Raw genomic sequence first — 14,513 nt, 5'->3', positions numbered from 1 at the left:
TCATAATTAAGTTTTATTTATCTTTTATTTAAGAAAAATCTTAGAACTAAAAAGTTTTCTTTGAACCAAAATTTTCAAAGCCAACTTTTATGCAGAATCACCTCGTTCTACTATTTTTATTTTTTGGATTAACTTCAATTTTCGCACAAGAAAAACCTAAAATTATTTTAAAAGATACACTGACATCAGAAGCAATTGATCCGCTCAGACCAGCAAAAGCATCATTTTTCTCGGCAATTGTACCAGGTCTGGGGCAAGTTTACAATAAAAAATACTGGAAAGTTCCTTTGGTTTACGGTGCAATCGGAACGAGCACTTATTTATACATTGACAATCAGAAAAATTATCATTTGTATCGGGACGAATATAAAAGCAGACTTGCTGGAAACGCAAACGCTAACTCAAGCTTGGCCGGATTAGATGATGACAGGTTGATTCGTATTCAGAAGGGATTTCAAAGAAACCGTGATTTATCAGCCTTGTTTATGGTTGGTTTCTATGTCCTAAATATCATTGATGCTAATATTGACGCTGCTTTATCACAATTTAATGTAGACGATAAATTAGCGTTTAAACCGACTGTCATAAAAAATGATATTACACTAAGTAATAATTTTGGATTTGCCCTCAATTATTCATTTTAGAAAACAAAAGGCGCATGAGTTATCATGCGCCTTTTGTTTTTTAGTTTGTACGAAACTATTCCAATTTTAGATAATGCAAACCTTTATTTCCTGAAACAATAATTTTTGTTTTTGAGAAAGAAATTTCATTTACAGACGAATCAGCGGGCAACTCAAGTTCAAGTTCCCATGTTGTTCCAGAATCTTTTGTTACGTAAATTTTATCACCTGAAACAATATACCATTGCGTTTCTGTTCTTAGAAATATATTCTTAACATCAGTTTTAATTACATTCCAAGTTTTTAACATATCAGTAGAAGCGACCAAAGTTTTGTTTGTCGGATCTATAGTCAAAATAGTATTGATGTTTAAGAATTTATAGATGTAAGATATGTTTAGGTTTGCTTTAGAAATGGTATCAATCACGTTCCAGTCACTGTATCCTGTTGCAGATTCTAAAACTACGTTACGATGTTTATTAGAACCTTCTTTTGCATAATCATTTATTATTCCTAACTGATAGAATTTGCCGTTTGAGGATTTTTTAAAAGTTGTGATTGAAGCTCTGTAATAATTCCCTCTTGCTGTCCACTTTAGAGGTTCGCTTTTAATAACTGTAGCTCCATGATCAGCAGTATAAATTTGTCCTCCTCTGAATGTAGTTACAATACTTGTATTTTGATCTGCATAACCAATATTTAATCCGTTAATTGCGGGACTAAAAGAAGGCTCGACAGTTGTTGAATTGCTGTTTTCAAAACCACTATTTGAATAAGTCGCGGCATTAGTACTTGTTAGAACGCCTATGTTATCATTTACCATTTTAAAGGCACCATAACTACCACCATTTTGTTTAACAGCAGTTCTGGTTAAACCTTCTGCTGTTCCTTGTAATTTTGCAGGAAAGCCCCAAAAACCAAAATCACGTGTGTCACTGTCTGCAAAAGAGAAAACAGAATTACTGTCGTCAAACACATTAGAAGTTAAAACATCATAAGTCCCTAAACCATTCAATTTATTCCACCCTTTTTTCATTACAAAGAAATTTGCACGAGCACTTAGTGTTTTATTAATTTGAATTCTTACCGAATTAGTACCCACTTTTATTGCATCTGTGATTGGAAGTACAATTTTGGTTTCTGTAACTTCTTTAGCAATAACTTGCTCTGTATCATTTAACAATACTACTGTTGGATAATCTTTATTGGCTAAGTTTATTCCTTTAATTTCTAAATTCTGACCAACTATTAAAAAATCAGAAGTAAGTTCGCTAATGGTAATTGGCAACGGCTCTTTAATTACTGGAATAACAGGCTTTTCAGTTGAATCGTCACTAGAGCAGGAAACAAATAATCCTACAACTAATAGAAGGCTAAGTAAAAGTAATTTTTTATTCATTTTTTGGGATTAAAATTGATTGCAAAAAAATGGAATTATATGATGAAATCAATACGGGAAACCTCATTTGCAGATTATTTTTATGTAAAAAACGAAAGAAAATTTCCTTTGTGTTATTAGCTTTTTTAAGCCAAAATAGTTTTTAAGAAGAAGTCAAAAAAAAATCACTCCGAAGAGTGATTTTTAATGGCATTATTGTGGTTTTGGTTAGATAATTTTATAGTGAAGTTGAAAAACTGTCTATCAATTTAAGTGTTTTCTTTTTTGCGAGTTTTTATAATTGACTTTGGAATTAACTCGTCTTGATTATCAAAATGTATTATTGATCATCAGACTCTTTAGCAAATATATAAAAATATTATTCGCAACAAATTATATATAAAAAAACTTAATTCGGATTTTTAGGCTATGTTTTAAAGTAATGACGTAAAATGTGCCGTAAAGTCCCATTTCTAAAGTAAGTGTCATATTGACGCTTTAGAAAAATAAAATTTACTTTAAAATTTGAATTTTGAGAATATTCTTATCTGAAAGTTGGTCTTAAGGCTTGAGTTTAAAAAGAAAAATCCTTTTATCTTACTAGAAGACAAAAGGATTTTTGTGGTATAAAAACTCTAATTTGATTCTTAAATGTTGATTTTTTAATTAGTTTTTCAGGTCTTTAATTACTTTAAAAGCAACATCAACTTGATCTTCTCCAACTAAAATTGTAAATTCATTTGAAGTAGAAATTACCTCATTAATGATAATTCCTTCCCAAGCCAAACGTTGGAAAATGAAGTAATAAATACCAGGAACAACAATGTTCTCTTTTGGTAATTTTACAGTAATTGAAGCTAAATTATCCAATTTCTGGATTAATTTTTCTCTCATAAAGTGTTTTTCAACTAAATGATTTACACTGCTGCTGACAACGATATTGGTTTCGTTTACACCACGAGATGAGGTATAAAAAATATCAGATAAAGCATTAATGTCCGAAATTAAATCGGCTTGTTTGTTTAAAACAGTTTCAGAAGCTGCGAAAGTGTAATCTGTAAGCTCAGAGCGAACAGTAATTTCACCAATGTTCTTAATTACTTTATTGATTTTGTGATTCAATTTAAAATCTAGTTCTTCTGTAAGTCGTTTCAAAGACATTACAACAGCTCCTTGTTTTACTTCTTTCCCAAACTCACTTTCTAATTCGGTCATAATATTTCGCGAAAGTGAAGTCAGGTTAATAATTCCGAGCGAGAGGGCGTTCAGTAGAAATGGTTTTGTTTTAATGTAGTTTTCTACAATAGAAGACACAGTTTTCATAATTCTTTTTTTTTTTTGTATTCGGTTGGTTGTTAATTTAACATTGCGATGTTATAAATCTCTGCAAATATAAATAAAAAAACAAATTGTTACAATTATAACAATAAAAAATTATGTTAAAAGTGATAAAATGCATCGGTAAGATGTTCAATTGCAAATGATTCGCCGTTTTTATGGACCGCAATGATGTCAAAACGGACTTCTAAATCCTCTTCAAAATCCTTTTCCCTATCGTTTATGTAGGCATTTACTGCTTTAATGAGTAACTGAATCTTTTTTTGTTTTACAAAATCTTGCGGAGAACCAAAATCTAAACTCGAACGCGTTTTAACTTCAACAATTGCTAAAATGGAATCTTTTTTGGCAATTATATCTATTTCGGCCTTTTGAATAACAAAGTTGCGTTCTAGAATTAAATATCCATTTTCTTCAAGATGTGCCACAGCAAGATCTTCTCCTAATTTTCCTAAGTCATTATGTTCTGCCATTTTTTTAGTTTACAGTCACAGTTTTCAGTGTGAATCTTCGATTTTATTTAAATTAATTATTGCACGAAAAGACGCGAAGTTGCAAAGTTTTAACTATACTTTGCGACTTCGCGTCTTGCGATATTTTTATGTGGTATTGTTGGATTTCCTTAAATAAGGAATAGAGCAGTTTTATCTTTTAAAAGTAACGGTGCTTCCCGTTGCAGTAACTTCCATAGAAACGGTATTTCCCATAATTAAAGCTCTGTTGTCTCTAATATGACCTGCTGGGAAATTGAAAATTACTGGAATGTTGTATTTTTTGGTAACATCATCAATAATCTCTAAAGCATTTTTACCCCACGGAACTTCATTGTCTTTCATGCTTGTCATGCCGCCAATGATAATTCCTTTTAGATTCTCGATGCATCCATTTCGTTTCAAATTCATCATCATACGATCAATATGATACAGGTATTCATCTAAATCTTCAATAAATAATATTTTATCACGACAGTCAATTGCAGACGGAGAACCTAATAAACTATATAAGATCGATAAATTACCGCCAACTAATTCTCCAGTTGCACTTCCAAAACGATTCATAGGAGTTGGACTAATAGAATAAGAAACAGGATCACCAAACAAGCTTGCTTTTAATGAACTTACAGCATCTGGAGTTGCTCTTGGAACTGTTACAGGCATAATTCCGTGTAAGGATTTATAACCCATTGTATTCAAATGATTGTGGAGAACAGTTACATCGCTAAATCCGATAACCCATTTTGGATGTTGTTTGAATTTAGTAAAATCTAATAAATCCAACATTCTAACCGTTCCATAACCTCCACGAACACACCAAATCGCTTTGATATTTGGATTGTCCATTTGTTTTTGAAAATCGGCAGCTCTTTGCTCGTCTGTTCCTGCCAATTGATGATAATCCAATCCGATTGTTGATCCAACAACGGCTTCTAAACCCCAGCTGTGCAATAAATCTATGGTTGGTTTTAAATTATCGTCTATATTTTTTCTGGCTGTAGCCAAAAGAGCAACAGTATCTCCTTTTTGTAAATAAGGTGGTGTTATCATATTTTGTTGAGATTGACAAGTGAATGATTGAAAAGCAAAAATAAGGAATGCGACTTTATAAATAGAAAAGTGTTTTTGAAAGTATTTAAAGCTCTTGATGTTCATTTTTTCTTTTTTGCTTAAAATTATACATTATTTAATTCCGGTTTTTAATAAAACGGAGCACATCCATATTTAGTTTCTAATTCTTTTAAAATTAAAATTAATCCTTCGTCAGCTTTTTCAGACTGAACATTAGCAAAAAGAATAAAAGCTTTGTTGACGGCTTTACAAATATACACTTTGGTTAAAAATGTTCCCGGATTTCCATTGTGAAATGAATATTGTTGCTCATTATTTTTGTTAAGTTTTGAATACCAACCAAACGAAAATTCCGAAAGACCAAAATGCATATAATTAAATTCTTCCTGAGTAAACAGTTTTGATTTTCCCTGCAGCCCTTGAAGTTGCATTTGAATAAATTTGCAATAATCAGGTAAAGTTACATTGATATTTCCTGCTGATGAAAGCCAGTTTAATTTATAATTTAAAGCCGGTTTTTCTGGAGTTAGATCTTCATCGTGTCCCCAAGTTTGATTTTTGTCTTTTAAGTTGGGTTGGCCAAATTCAAATTCAATATTTAAACTTTTTCCTAATTCCTGTACTAAGATTTCATAGGTTTTCCCTGTTGCCTTTTCCAACATAAGTCCGGCTGCAACATAACTGGGATTAGACCAGTAAACATCTTGCTTTTCAGAAAAAGTATTATTTTGTTTGAAAAACCATTTGATAAACTCGTAACGTTGTTCAGCATCATTTCCTTTAATTTCTTTTCGAGTTGGCGTTTCATTTCCATAAGACCAAGTCGGAATAGGTGCTCTAAAAGTTATAAAATCTCTTAGCGTAAAGTTGTAATAAGCAGGATTACTTTTTGCTTTTAATTCAGGATATAAATCAAAAAATTTGGTTTCCCATTTTAGCTTTCCTTCTTTAACCATTTTAGCTGCTAAATAACTTGTAATAGTTTTGGTGAGAGAGCCCAAACGAAATCGGTCTGATAATTCGGCCTTTAATTGACTATTGATTTTCTTATACCCTAAAGCATTTATTTCTAAAACAGAATCAGAAGAAACGACCGCATAGGCAATTTCAGGAATAGTATGTTTTATTCTTATACTATCAATAAATTGACTGGTTTGTTGAGAATAAGAAGAGATAAAGATCAAAAGTAAACTGCAGACAGATAGGAGTTTTTTCATTTTTTAGAACAGAAATTGAAGTCGCAAGATACGTGAGAATATAAATTTAAAAAACAAAAACAACAAATAAATATTTAGAAAATTCTTACAGTTTAAATTGTTTTTTATAAATTGATTTTTTTTAATTGAAAACAATTATGCGCCATTTAACTTCACTTTTTTATTTTCTTCTTTTTTGCTGTACAATGGTCAATGCACAGTCAAAAAAATACCAAATACATACCATTGCATTTTACAATTTTGAGAATTTATATGACACCGTAGACGATTCTTTTACAAATGATGATGAATGGACTCCAAATGGAGTGCAGCATTGGACAAAAGAAAAATACGAACAAAAATTACAAAATCTAGCAAAGGTAATTTCTGAAATTGGAACACCTGAAAATTCTAATGCTCCAGTTTTATTAGGTTGTGCTGAAGTTGAAAACAGAGAAGTTTTAGAAGATTTGATAAAAGAACCTAAACTACAGCAATTCGATTTTGGAATTATTCATTTTGATTCGCCGGATAAACGTGGTATTGATGTGGCTTTGCTTTACCAGAAAAAATATTTTAGACCAACGTCATTTTCTAATATTCCTTTAATTATTTATAAAAAGAATACTCAGAAAAAAGAGGAAGATTTGGAAGTTTTAGATGACGAAGTTGAAGTTAAAAAAGAGAATAATAATCGCGTTTTTACGAGAGATCAACTTTTGGTTTCCGGTTTTCTTGAAAATGAAGAAATTCATATTATTGTGAACCACTGGCCATCTCGATCTGGAGGCGAAAAGGCAACGACTTCGTTTCGGGAAGCGGCCGGAAAATTAAATCGAAAAATTATTGATTCGTTACAACAGATTAATCCTGCTGCAAAAGTAATGACAATGGGAGATTTCAATGATGGTCCACTAAATAAGAGTATGAAAATAGCCTTAGGTACAAAAGGGAAAAAAGCTGAAGTTGCAGAATTTGGTGTTTTTAATCCGTTTGAAGAATTAGCCAATAAAGGAATGGGAACGATTGCTTTTCGGGATTCCTGGAGCATTTTCGATCAGATTATAATAACTGAATCTTTAACAAAATCTGATTTCTCTACTTTTAGTTTTTGGAAAGCTGGAATTTTTAATAAACCTTATCTTGTTCAGACTTCTGGAGCATACAAAGGTTATCCGTTACGAAATACATTATCGGAAGCTGGCTTCAGCGATCACTTTCCGGTTTATATTTATCTGATAAAAGAGTTTAGGTAAGTATTCAGTCGCAGTCTCAGTATTCAGTCTCAGTATTCAGTCTCAGTATTCAGTCTCAGTTTTCAGTCTCGGTTTTCAGTCTCGGTTTTCAGTTTTTCTGAGACTGTAAACTGAGACTGAGACTAAAAACTTTTCACTAACTTAGCTTTTCAAAATTTAGTATTAAAAAAATGGCTATAGCAAAACCTTTCAATCTTACGCAATGGATTGAAGAAAACCGACAATTACTAAAACCACCAGTTGGAAATAAAAATCTGTATGTTGATTCCGGAGATTATATCGTAATGATTGTAGCAGGACCAAACGCTCGAAAAGATTATCATTATAATGAAACAGAAGAACTTTTTTATCAGTTAGAAGGAAGCATAAAAGTAGTGATTCAGGAAGATGGTCAGCGCAAGGAAATGGAACTAAATGCAGGAGATATGTATCTTCATCCTGCTAAAGTGCCGCATTCGCCTGTTCGCTCAGAAGGATCAATTGGTTTAGTAATCGAAAGAAAACGTGCCGGACTTGGTTATACAGATGGATTGCTTTGGCATTGTGATAACTGCAATCATAAATTGTATGAAGTGTATTTTGAACTTCATAATATCGAGAAAGATTTTCTTCCTCATTTCGAACATTTTTACAACTCAGAAGAACTAAGAACTTGCGATAAATGTGGGACTGTAATGAAAACAGATCCGAGATTTGTGGCTAAGAAATAGTTTATCTTCTTAAATATTTTGAAACCCGACAGATTTTTAAAACCTGTCGGGTTTTATTTTGGATGAATTTTCATTCAATTTAACTTTTAGTCTTAATTTTTATCTATATTTGTATCATAAATGATATAAAATGACTTCAATTATGATACGAGAAATTATCGCTTATAAAAACATAGTTAATGATATTGAAGATTTGATAAATAAATCACCTTTTAAAAAGAACTATATCATTGAGAAAATAGGAATTCCTAGTCCTACATTCTATCGTAAATTAAAAACGCAAACATTTACTCCAGATGAAGTTCTTTCAATTGCTAAAATCCTTTCTCCAGAAGAAAATTTTATGCTTGAATTAAAAGCTGACATTGAGCAAGGAAAACGTGATTTAGAAAATGGAGATTTTATAACACATGAACAAATGTTGGCTGAATTAAAAAGTAAAAACCTTATATAAACATTTTTATTGGCTTTTGGCGATTGTTGAAGAAGGTAATCAACTCTATTTTATCTTTCTGGATTCTATAATACAGTGAGATATGTTTTAAAATTAGTATCTCTCGACATATTAAATCTGAATTGTATTTACCAAGCATAGGGTTTATTTCTAAAAGTGCAATGATATGTAAAACATCTTTGATAAATTTTTGAGCTACTGTTGGAGACCAAAAGTGTTCAAGATAATTTCGAATATTGTAAAAAGTATAATTAGCTCTCTTTGACCAAATAATTCCCATTACTTAAATTTAATTACTTGGCTAAAACATAAAAAAATAACTTACAAATATTTGATTATAATTCAATCTTCTTCCCCTGCTCAGGATAAATAATCTTCAGCTTTAAATCATTTTGATTTTTTAATTGCTCTTTAATTTTAGCAATATTTTTTGCAGGCGGTTTTAAATGCGTAATAATGATTTTGAAGTTTTCTAAAGAACCTTTTCCAGCCAAATCTTCCAAAACATGAAGCTCTTTCATCAAATAATTTGGAGTTAAATGTCCAAATAGAAACTTGTCAGGCTGTTCGTTTGGAAAAGAAACTTCAATAAAAATTACTTTTAATTGTCCTTCTTTAACTAATGGCGCAACTGCAGTCCATAAATCACGAAGATTATTGCTTTTTTCTACTTCATCTGGACCTGTATCACCTAAGTATAAAGCATAATCATTATCGTTTTTAATTAAGAAAGCGGTACTTTCAAACGGATTAACATGGCTTAAAGGAAATGCTTTAACCGTCATTTTGGCATTGGTCAAAAGAGTTTCTTTTGCCAAATCTAAAGTTTGAAAATGGTATTTTTTGATATGAAAACCAGGACCTTCATCCCCAAAATTTGCCCAAGTCTGATCGTTAAAATAATGGTTTTCCATCATTTCCATGCATTTGCTAGTAGCATAAACCGTTTTTGAAGAATCTGCAGGAGAATTAATTATTAAACCGGAAACATGATCTAAATGTGCGTGCGAAATCAAATATCCTTTGATGTATTTTTTTAAAACTTCGTTTGTAGAAACTTTAAAAGTTTTCTTTTCGATTGCCTTTTCAATTCCAGCATTTATAGTTCCAGCATCAAGTGAAATAAAATCATTTGTATTGGATGGAGCTATTAAATAAGCTGAAAGATTTTTTTCGTCAATTCCGCCCATAACTCCTAAAGGAACTACCTGAAAAGAAGTTTTTTCTTTTTGAGAAAAGACATTCAAAGAAAGCAAAAGAAAACAAAGTAAAAGCGAATTGAAAAATTTCATAATTTTTTATTTGAGAATGCAAATTTCATCAAATAAACGGAATAAATCAGGTTTGATTTTCATTAAAAGCATTAAATAAACTTAAATTTACGTCTATTTATAAATTAACTTCATTCAGAAATTAATTCTAAAATAATATCTTTACATAAAAACATAACAATTTTAACTAAAAAAGTTACAATGACAACAATAGCATCACAATTTGGAATGAAGGAAGCTCTGGAAAAATTGGGCATCAAAACGATAAACGAAGGAACATCAACAGGAGTAAATAACTTTTCTTCTGGAGAAATTCTAGAAAGTTACTCACCAGTTGATGGAAAATTAATTGCTTCGGTAAAAATGTCAACTGCAGAAGATTATGAGAAAGCAATTCAAACAGCTGCAGAAGCCTTTAAAACTTTCAGATTGATTCCTGCACCACAGCGTGGTGAAATTGTGCGTCAGTTTGGAGAGAAATTGAGACAAAATAAAGAAGCTTTAGGAAAATTGGTTTCTTATGAAATGGGAAAATCATTGCAGGAAGGTTACGGAGAAGTTCAGGAAATGATTGATATCTGTGATTTTGCCGTTGGTTTATCTCGACAATTACATGGTTTGACAATGCATTCTGAAAGACCGGGACATCGTATGTATGAGCAATATCATCCGCTTGGAATTGTCGGAATTATTTCGGCATTTAATTTCCCAGTTGCGGTTTGGTCTTGGAACACTGCTTTAGCATGGATTTCTGGAGATGTTTGTGTTTGGAAACCTTCAGAAAAAACACCTCTTTGTGGTATTGCTTGCCAGAACATAATTGCTCAGGTTATTAAAGAAAACAATCTTCCGGAAGGAATTTCTTGTCTACTAAATGGAGATTACAAAATAGGAGAATTATTAACTGCAGATACTCGTATTCCGCTTATTTCAGCGACTGGTTCAACTAGAATGGGTAAAATTGTAGCTCAAAAAGTAGCAGGAAGATTAGGGAAATCATTATTAGAATTAGGAGGGAACAATGCCATTATTGTTACTCCAGATGCAGATATAAAAATGACTGTTATAGGAGCTGTTTTTGGAGCTGTTGGAACAGCTGGGCAAAGATGTACTTCAACTCGAAGACTGATCATTCACGAAAGTATTTATGATAAAGTAAAAGATGCTTTAGTGGCAGCTTACAAACAATTACGAATCGGAAATCCGCTTGATGAAAACAATCATGTTGGACCACTAATTGATGTTCACGCAGTTGAGATGTATGCTGCAGCTTTGAATAAAGTGGTTGCTGAAGGCGGAAAAATTTTGGTTGAAGGAGGCGTGCTTTCTGGACAAGGTTACGAAAGTGGTTGTTATGTTAAACCAGCAATTGCCGAGGCTGAAAATTCTTTTGAAATTGTACAATACGAAACTTTTGCTCCAGTTTTATATTTAATTAAATATTCTGGTGAAGTTGAAAATGCAATTGAAATTCAAAATGGTGTTGCCCAAGGATTGTCGTCTGCAATTATGACGAATAACTTACGTGAAGCTGAAAGATTCTTATCTGCAACAGGTTCTGATTGTGGAATTGCAAACGTAAATATTGGAACTTCAGGAGCAGAAATTGGAGGTGCTTTTGGGGGAGAAAAAGAAACCGGAGGGGGACGTGAATCAGGATCTGATGCTTGGAAAATTTATATGCGACGTCAGACCAACACAATTAATTACACGACGAATCTTCCTTTGGCACAAGGAATTAAATTTGACTTATAAAACTTAGAGTTCTAAAATCTATAAACCGCTTTTTCAATTTCTGAAAAAGCGGTTTTTTTATGCGGTAATTTGTAGTATTTTTATTTTTAATTTCTATTTGCCAAGACTTTAATTGATACGTAAATACCAATGACTTTAATTTTTTTAGCTGGACTTACACCTTTTGGATACGGATTTATAGGAGTCCTTCTTTTGTCTTTCTTGTTGGCTTATTTGTGGCTCAGATCTTCTAAAAAAGGAGAAAAAATAGGCTGTTTAGCAGTCGGATTTACGGGGCTTTTAATTTGGTTTGTCTTGATGTTTCCTACCTTTTTTACTTTTTCAATCATTGAAAACGGAAATGCAACAGCTAAAATTGGATTGATCGTTTTTTGGGTTTTGTTGCTAGGTTTAGTTGCTTATTTTCTATTAGCGAAAAACACAACCAGTGTAAAGAAATTCATTTTTACAATTCTAAAATATTTGATAGGTCTGATATTTCTAGGTTTGTTTTTAGTCTTATTTTTTGGAATGATCTTTTATGTTTACCAGAGACTTTTTACAACCGAAAAACAAGGAGATCCAGTGTGGCCCGCTTTTTTGTGTATCTTTTTTATAGCTGGGCTTATTCTGGCAGGAATAGGTCTTTTAAATCGAAATAAAGAAGAGAAGAAGAAAGAAAAAACAACATTTTACGATCTGGAAAAAGCAAAACTAAAACCAGAATCTGTAATAGAATTAGATTTGGCAGATACTAAACTTAAGGTTTTTCCAGAAGAAATTTTAAAGTTCAGAAATTTGAAGTTCCTTACTTTGAGTAATAATGAGATTAGTGAAATACCGAATGAAATTAATAAATTACAGTTTCTTATTGGAATAGATTTGAGAAATAATCCAATTTCGGATCAGGAGAAAAATAGAATTAGAAGATTGCTTTCTAAAGAAATTGAAATTGTTTTCTAATAAAGAATTTTTAATATATGAATGAATTTTTAGAGTTTTTAGATCAAAGCAGAGCAGATGTTGGTATGGTAATCTTTTTGATGCTTTTTAGTATGGGGATTGCTTTGTTTTTGACCATAATTTTTGGCGGATTATTCAATTTAAAATTTCCCAATTGGCTCTTTTTTGTTGTATGTCCTTTGCTAATTAGTGTTGGTTTTGTGATTGATGACAGGTTTCCAATTCTGGTTCTGTTGCTTCTATTTGTGTCTGTTTTTTTCTTTGGTATCACCGGAATGATTTTTTCTGGTATTAGAAGTAGTAAAGAGGAAAAATTAGAAAGAGAAAAATTCAATCGTAAACATAATATTCCTAAAACGACATTTATTCAAAAAATAATGGGACTTTTTGTTTTTGCGGGAATCTTCGGGACATTTATTCTACTTGTTAAGACAGAAAACCTGAAACTTCTTTTTTTACTTATTCCTGGTTTTATTCTAATTAAGAATATTTTTTTTCCGAGTAATAAAAGCAAATTTATGCGTTTGCAGTCTATTTTGCCGACTTCTAAAGTAAATTCGATTGCAATGGGACAGGTTGAAATTGAAGGTGATTTAGAACAAATCGAGCCTATTGTTTCGCCTTATTTCAGTAAACCGTGTATTGGATATTTTTATAAAATTGAAAAAGAAAGCCCTCGTGATGATGATGGAAGAACAACTTACAGTACCGTTTTTACAGAATGTAAAACAGGAAAGTTTAAAATCAAAGACGAAACAGGATCTGTAATAGTTGATGGCGAAGGATTAGAGTTTTATTTTGATCGTGTTGACAAACAAGCAGGAGGAAAAATGAGATACAGCGAAACCTATTTACAACCTAACGATTATATGCTTTTGATAGGAAATGCAACATCAGATAACGGAAATACAATTATCCAGAAAGGAAGTTCTGATAATGTATTTGGTATTGCAATTCCAAGAAGTATTTCGTTCAGAAATAAATATAAACCGTTATTGAATTCGTTTTTAGCAACATTATTTTTCATTTCGCTATTACTCCTTTATATTATTTTAAATTAAGAAATTATGACCATTCAAACCATTGCATTAATTGCCGGAATCCTTCTGATTTTTATATTCTTTAATTTTTTTATCAGAATTTACAATAAGCTGGTTGCCTTAAAGAATAACTATGAAAAAGCTTTTAGAAATATTGATGTTATTTTGATGCAGAGAGCAGAAGAAGTTCCTGAATTAGTAAAAGTCGCTTCTAAATTTATGGAGCATGAAACAGCAATGCTGACGAATTTAACCAAATTGAGAACCGATTTTTTAAATGCTAAAACGGTAGAAGAAAAAATAGAGAATGCGAATGAATTTTCGAAATCAATGAAAAGCTTATTTGCAGTTTCAGAAAATTATCCAACACTTTCATCTAATAGTAATTTTCTTGAATTGCAAAAAAGAGTTTCCCAAATGGAAGATAAAATCGCAGATCGAAGAGAATTTTTTAATGATAGTATAAACTTATATAATGTTGGAATCGAGGAGTTTCCTAATTTTATTTTAGCGAAAATGATGGGTTATAAAACGCAGTCATTATTTGATGTAAAACCAGAAGAAAAGAAATACGATGGAATTCAGTTTTAATACTTTTTTTGGTTACGAACATGAAATTAATGCGTTAAGTGATCGGGTGCTGATTTATGGTTTTGGCACTATAGTTTTTGGAATTGTTGGGTTATTGATTATGGCTATAATTCTTCGAAAGATAGGTTTAAATTCAGTGAATAGTTTTTTTATTAATCCTTTAATGTTAACATTAGGTTTGACCCTATTGGTGGCGATATTTCCAACAATTGTTTTTTATGTAGTTGCTTCAGAGGTTTCGGGAGTAAAAATGGTGTACAGCTGGATTGCTATTTTCCTCGGAATGCTTTTGTTTGTAATATTTAATCTAGAAACGATTAAAAGTTTTTTCAAAGAATTTAATAAGATGAGTGAACAACAAGAATTTAGAAATAGGAATAGATAAAGTATAGTG

16 protein-coding genes are annotated in these 14,513 nt (G+C 31.4%); 9 read left to right on the top strand and 7 right to left on the bottom strand.

All coding sequences use genetic code 11. From position 1 onward, the window contains the following. Positions 1 to 89: 89 nt before the first annotated feature. Positions 90 to 644: a DUF5683 domain-containing protein gene (locus NQQ59_RS17090; protein ID WP_144216075.1), complete on the top strand. Its 555-nt coding sequence runs from the start codon at positions 90 to 92 to the stop codon at positions 642 to 644. 55 nt (positions 645 to 699) lie between these two features. Here the strand turns inward: NQQ59_RS17090 and NQQ59_RS17085 are convergent, their stop codons facing one another. The 5 genes from NQQ59_RS17085 to NQQ59_RS17065 form a co-directional block, all read right to left on the bottom strand. Continuing rightward, positions 700 to 2,022, bottom strand: a complete 1,323-nt coding sequence (locus tag NQQ59_RS17085; protein ID WP_144216072.1) for a hypothetical protein — start codon at positions 2,020 to 2,022, stop codon at positions 700 to 702. Between the two features lie 645 nt (positions 2,023 to 2,667). After that, complete coding sequence (locus tag NQQ59_RS17080; RefSeq protein WP_008466087.1) at positions 2,668 to 3,324, bottom strand: hypothetical protein; 657 nt, start codon at positions 3,322 to 3,324, stop codon at positions 2,668 to 2,670. Between the two features lie 116 nt (positions 3,325 to 3,440). Next, positions 3,441 to 3,812, bottom strand: coding sequence for a YraN family protein (locus NQQ59_RS17075; RefSeq protein WP_144216070.1), 372 nt, complete (start codon positions 3,810 to 3,812; stop codon positions 3,441 to 3,443). A 171-nt stretch (positions 3,813 to 3,983) separates the two neighbouring features. Continuing rightward, a complete protein-coding gene (locus tag NQQ59_RS17070) occupies positions 3,984 to 4,883 on the bottom strand; it encodes a S66 peptidase family protein (RefSeq protein ID WP_144216068.1) in 900 nt (299 codons plus the stop codon). A gap of 149 nt (positions 4,884 to 5,032) precedes the next feature. Beyond that, the gene (locus NQQ59_RS17065; protein WP_144216066.1) at positions 5,033 to 6,121 is read right to left on the bottom strand and encodes a serine hydrolase domain-containing protein; all 1,089 of its coding nucleotides are present in this window, start codon (positions 6,119 to 6,121) and stop codon (positions 5,033 to 5,035) included. Between the two features lie 137 nt (positions 6,122 to 6,258). On the opposite strand from NQQ59_RS17065, the gene NQQ59_RS17060 reads away from it, so the two are divergent. The 3 genes from NQQ59_RS17060 to NQQ59_RS17050 all read left to right on the top strand — a co-directional run bounded on the left by NQQ59_RS17060 (position 6,259) and on the right by NQQ59_RS17050 (position 8,520). Then, positions 6,259 to 7,356 carry an endonuclease/exonuclease/phosphatase family protein gene (locus tag NQQ59_RS17060; RefSeq protein ID WP_144216064.1) on the top strand — a complete coding sequence of 366 codons (1,098 nt, stop codon included), beginning with the start codon at positions 6,259 to 6,261 and terminating at the stop codon, positions 7,354 to 7,356. Positions 7,357 to 7,526: 170 nt separating this feature from the next. Further along, positions 7,527 to 8,066 carry a 3-hydroxyanthranilate 3,4-dioxygenase gene (locus tag NQQ59_RS17055; RefSeq protein ID WP_144216062.1) on the top strand — a complete coding sequence of 180 codons (540 nt, stop codon included), beginning with the start codon at positions 7,527 to 7,529 and terminating at the stop codon, positions 8,064 to 8,066. A 130-nt stretch (positions 8,067 to 8,196) separates the two neighbouring features. Beyond that, complete coding sequence (locus tag NQQ59_RS17050) at positions 8,197 to 8,520, top strand: hypothetical protein (RefSeq protein ID WP_257698398.1); 324 nt, start codon at positions 8,197 to 8,199, stop codon at positions 8,518 to 8,520. On the opposite strand, the gene NQQ59_RS17045 is transcribed toward NQQ59_RS17050, so the two are convergent. Both NQQ59_RS17045 and NQQ59_RS17040 read right to left on the bottom strand, forming a co-directional pair. Beyond that, positions 8,513 to 8,800: a type II toxin-antitoxin system RelE/ParE family toxin gene (locus NQQ59_RS17045; protein ID WP_144216060.1), complete on the bottom strand. Its 288-nt coding sequence runs from the start codon at positions 8,798 to 8,800 to the stop codon at positions 8,513 to 8,515. The genes NQQ59_RS17050 and NQQ59_RS17045 overlap by 8 nt on opposite strands. A 55-nt stretch (positions 8,801 to 8,855) precedes the next feature. Beyond that, positions 8,856 to 9,812, bottom strand: coding sequence for an MBL fold metallo-hydrolase (locus tag NQQ59_RS17040; protein ID WP_144216058.1), 957 nt, complete (start codon positions 9,810 to 9,812; stop codon positions 8,856 to 8,858). A 180-nt stretch (positions 9,813 to 9,992) separates the two neighbouring features. On the opposite strand from NQQ59_RS17040, the gene amaB reads away from it, so the two are divergent. From amaB to NQQ59_RS17015, 5 genes are all read left to right on the top strand, one after another. Then, positions 9,993 to 11,546: an L-piperidine-6-carboxylate dehydrogenase gene (gene amaB, locus NQQ59_RS17035; protein ID WP_144216056.1), complete on the top strand. Its 1,554-nt coding sequence runs from the start codon at positions 9,993 to 9,995 to the stop codon at positions 11,544 to 11,546. Positions 11,547 to 11,675: 129 nt separating this feature from the next. Continuing rightward, on the top strand, positions 11,676 to 12,488 hold the full coding sequence (locus NQQ59_RS17030; RefSeq protein ID WP_144216053.1) for a leucine-rich repeat domain-containing protein: 813 nt from the start codon (positions 11,676 to 11,678) through the stop codon (positions 12,486 to 12,488). 17 nt (positions 12,489 to 12,505) lie between these two features. After that, positions 12,506 to 13,549 carry a hypothetical protein gene (locus NQQ59_RS17025; RefSeq protein ID WP_144216051.1) on the top strand — a complete coding sequence of 348 codons (1,044 nt, stop codon included), beginning with the start codon at positions 12,506 to 12,508 and terminating at the stop codon, positions 13,547 to 13,549. 6 nt (positions 13,550 to 13,555) lie between these two features. Then, positions 13,556 to 14,119 carry a LemA family protein gene (locus tag NQQ59_RS17020; protein ID WP_144216049.1) on the top strand — a complete coding sequence of 188 codons (564 nt, stop codon included), beginning with the start codon at positions 13,556 to 13,558 and terminating at the stop codon, positions 14,117 to 14,119. Continuing rightward, a complete protein-coding gene (locus NQQ59_RS17015; protein WP_144216047.1) occupies positions 14,103 to 14,504 on the top strand; it encodes a hypothetical protein in 402 nt (133 codons plus the stop codon). The genes NQQ59_RS17020 and NQQ59_RS17015 overlap by 17 nt, the downstream gene beginning before the upstream one ends. Positions 14,505 to 14,513: the final 9 nt, after the last annotated feature.

The organism is Flavobacterium panacis (genome assembly GCF_024649945.1).
In the GTDB taxonomy this organism is placed as follows: Bacteria; Bacteroidota; Bacteroidia; order Flavobacteriales; family Flavobacteriaceae; genus Flavobacterium; species Flavobacterium panacis.
The sequence above is the reverse complement of the archived record's forward strand: the minus strand, read 5'-3'. Positions and strand labels throughout refer to the sequence as shown.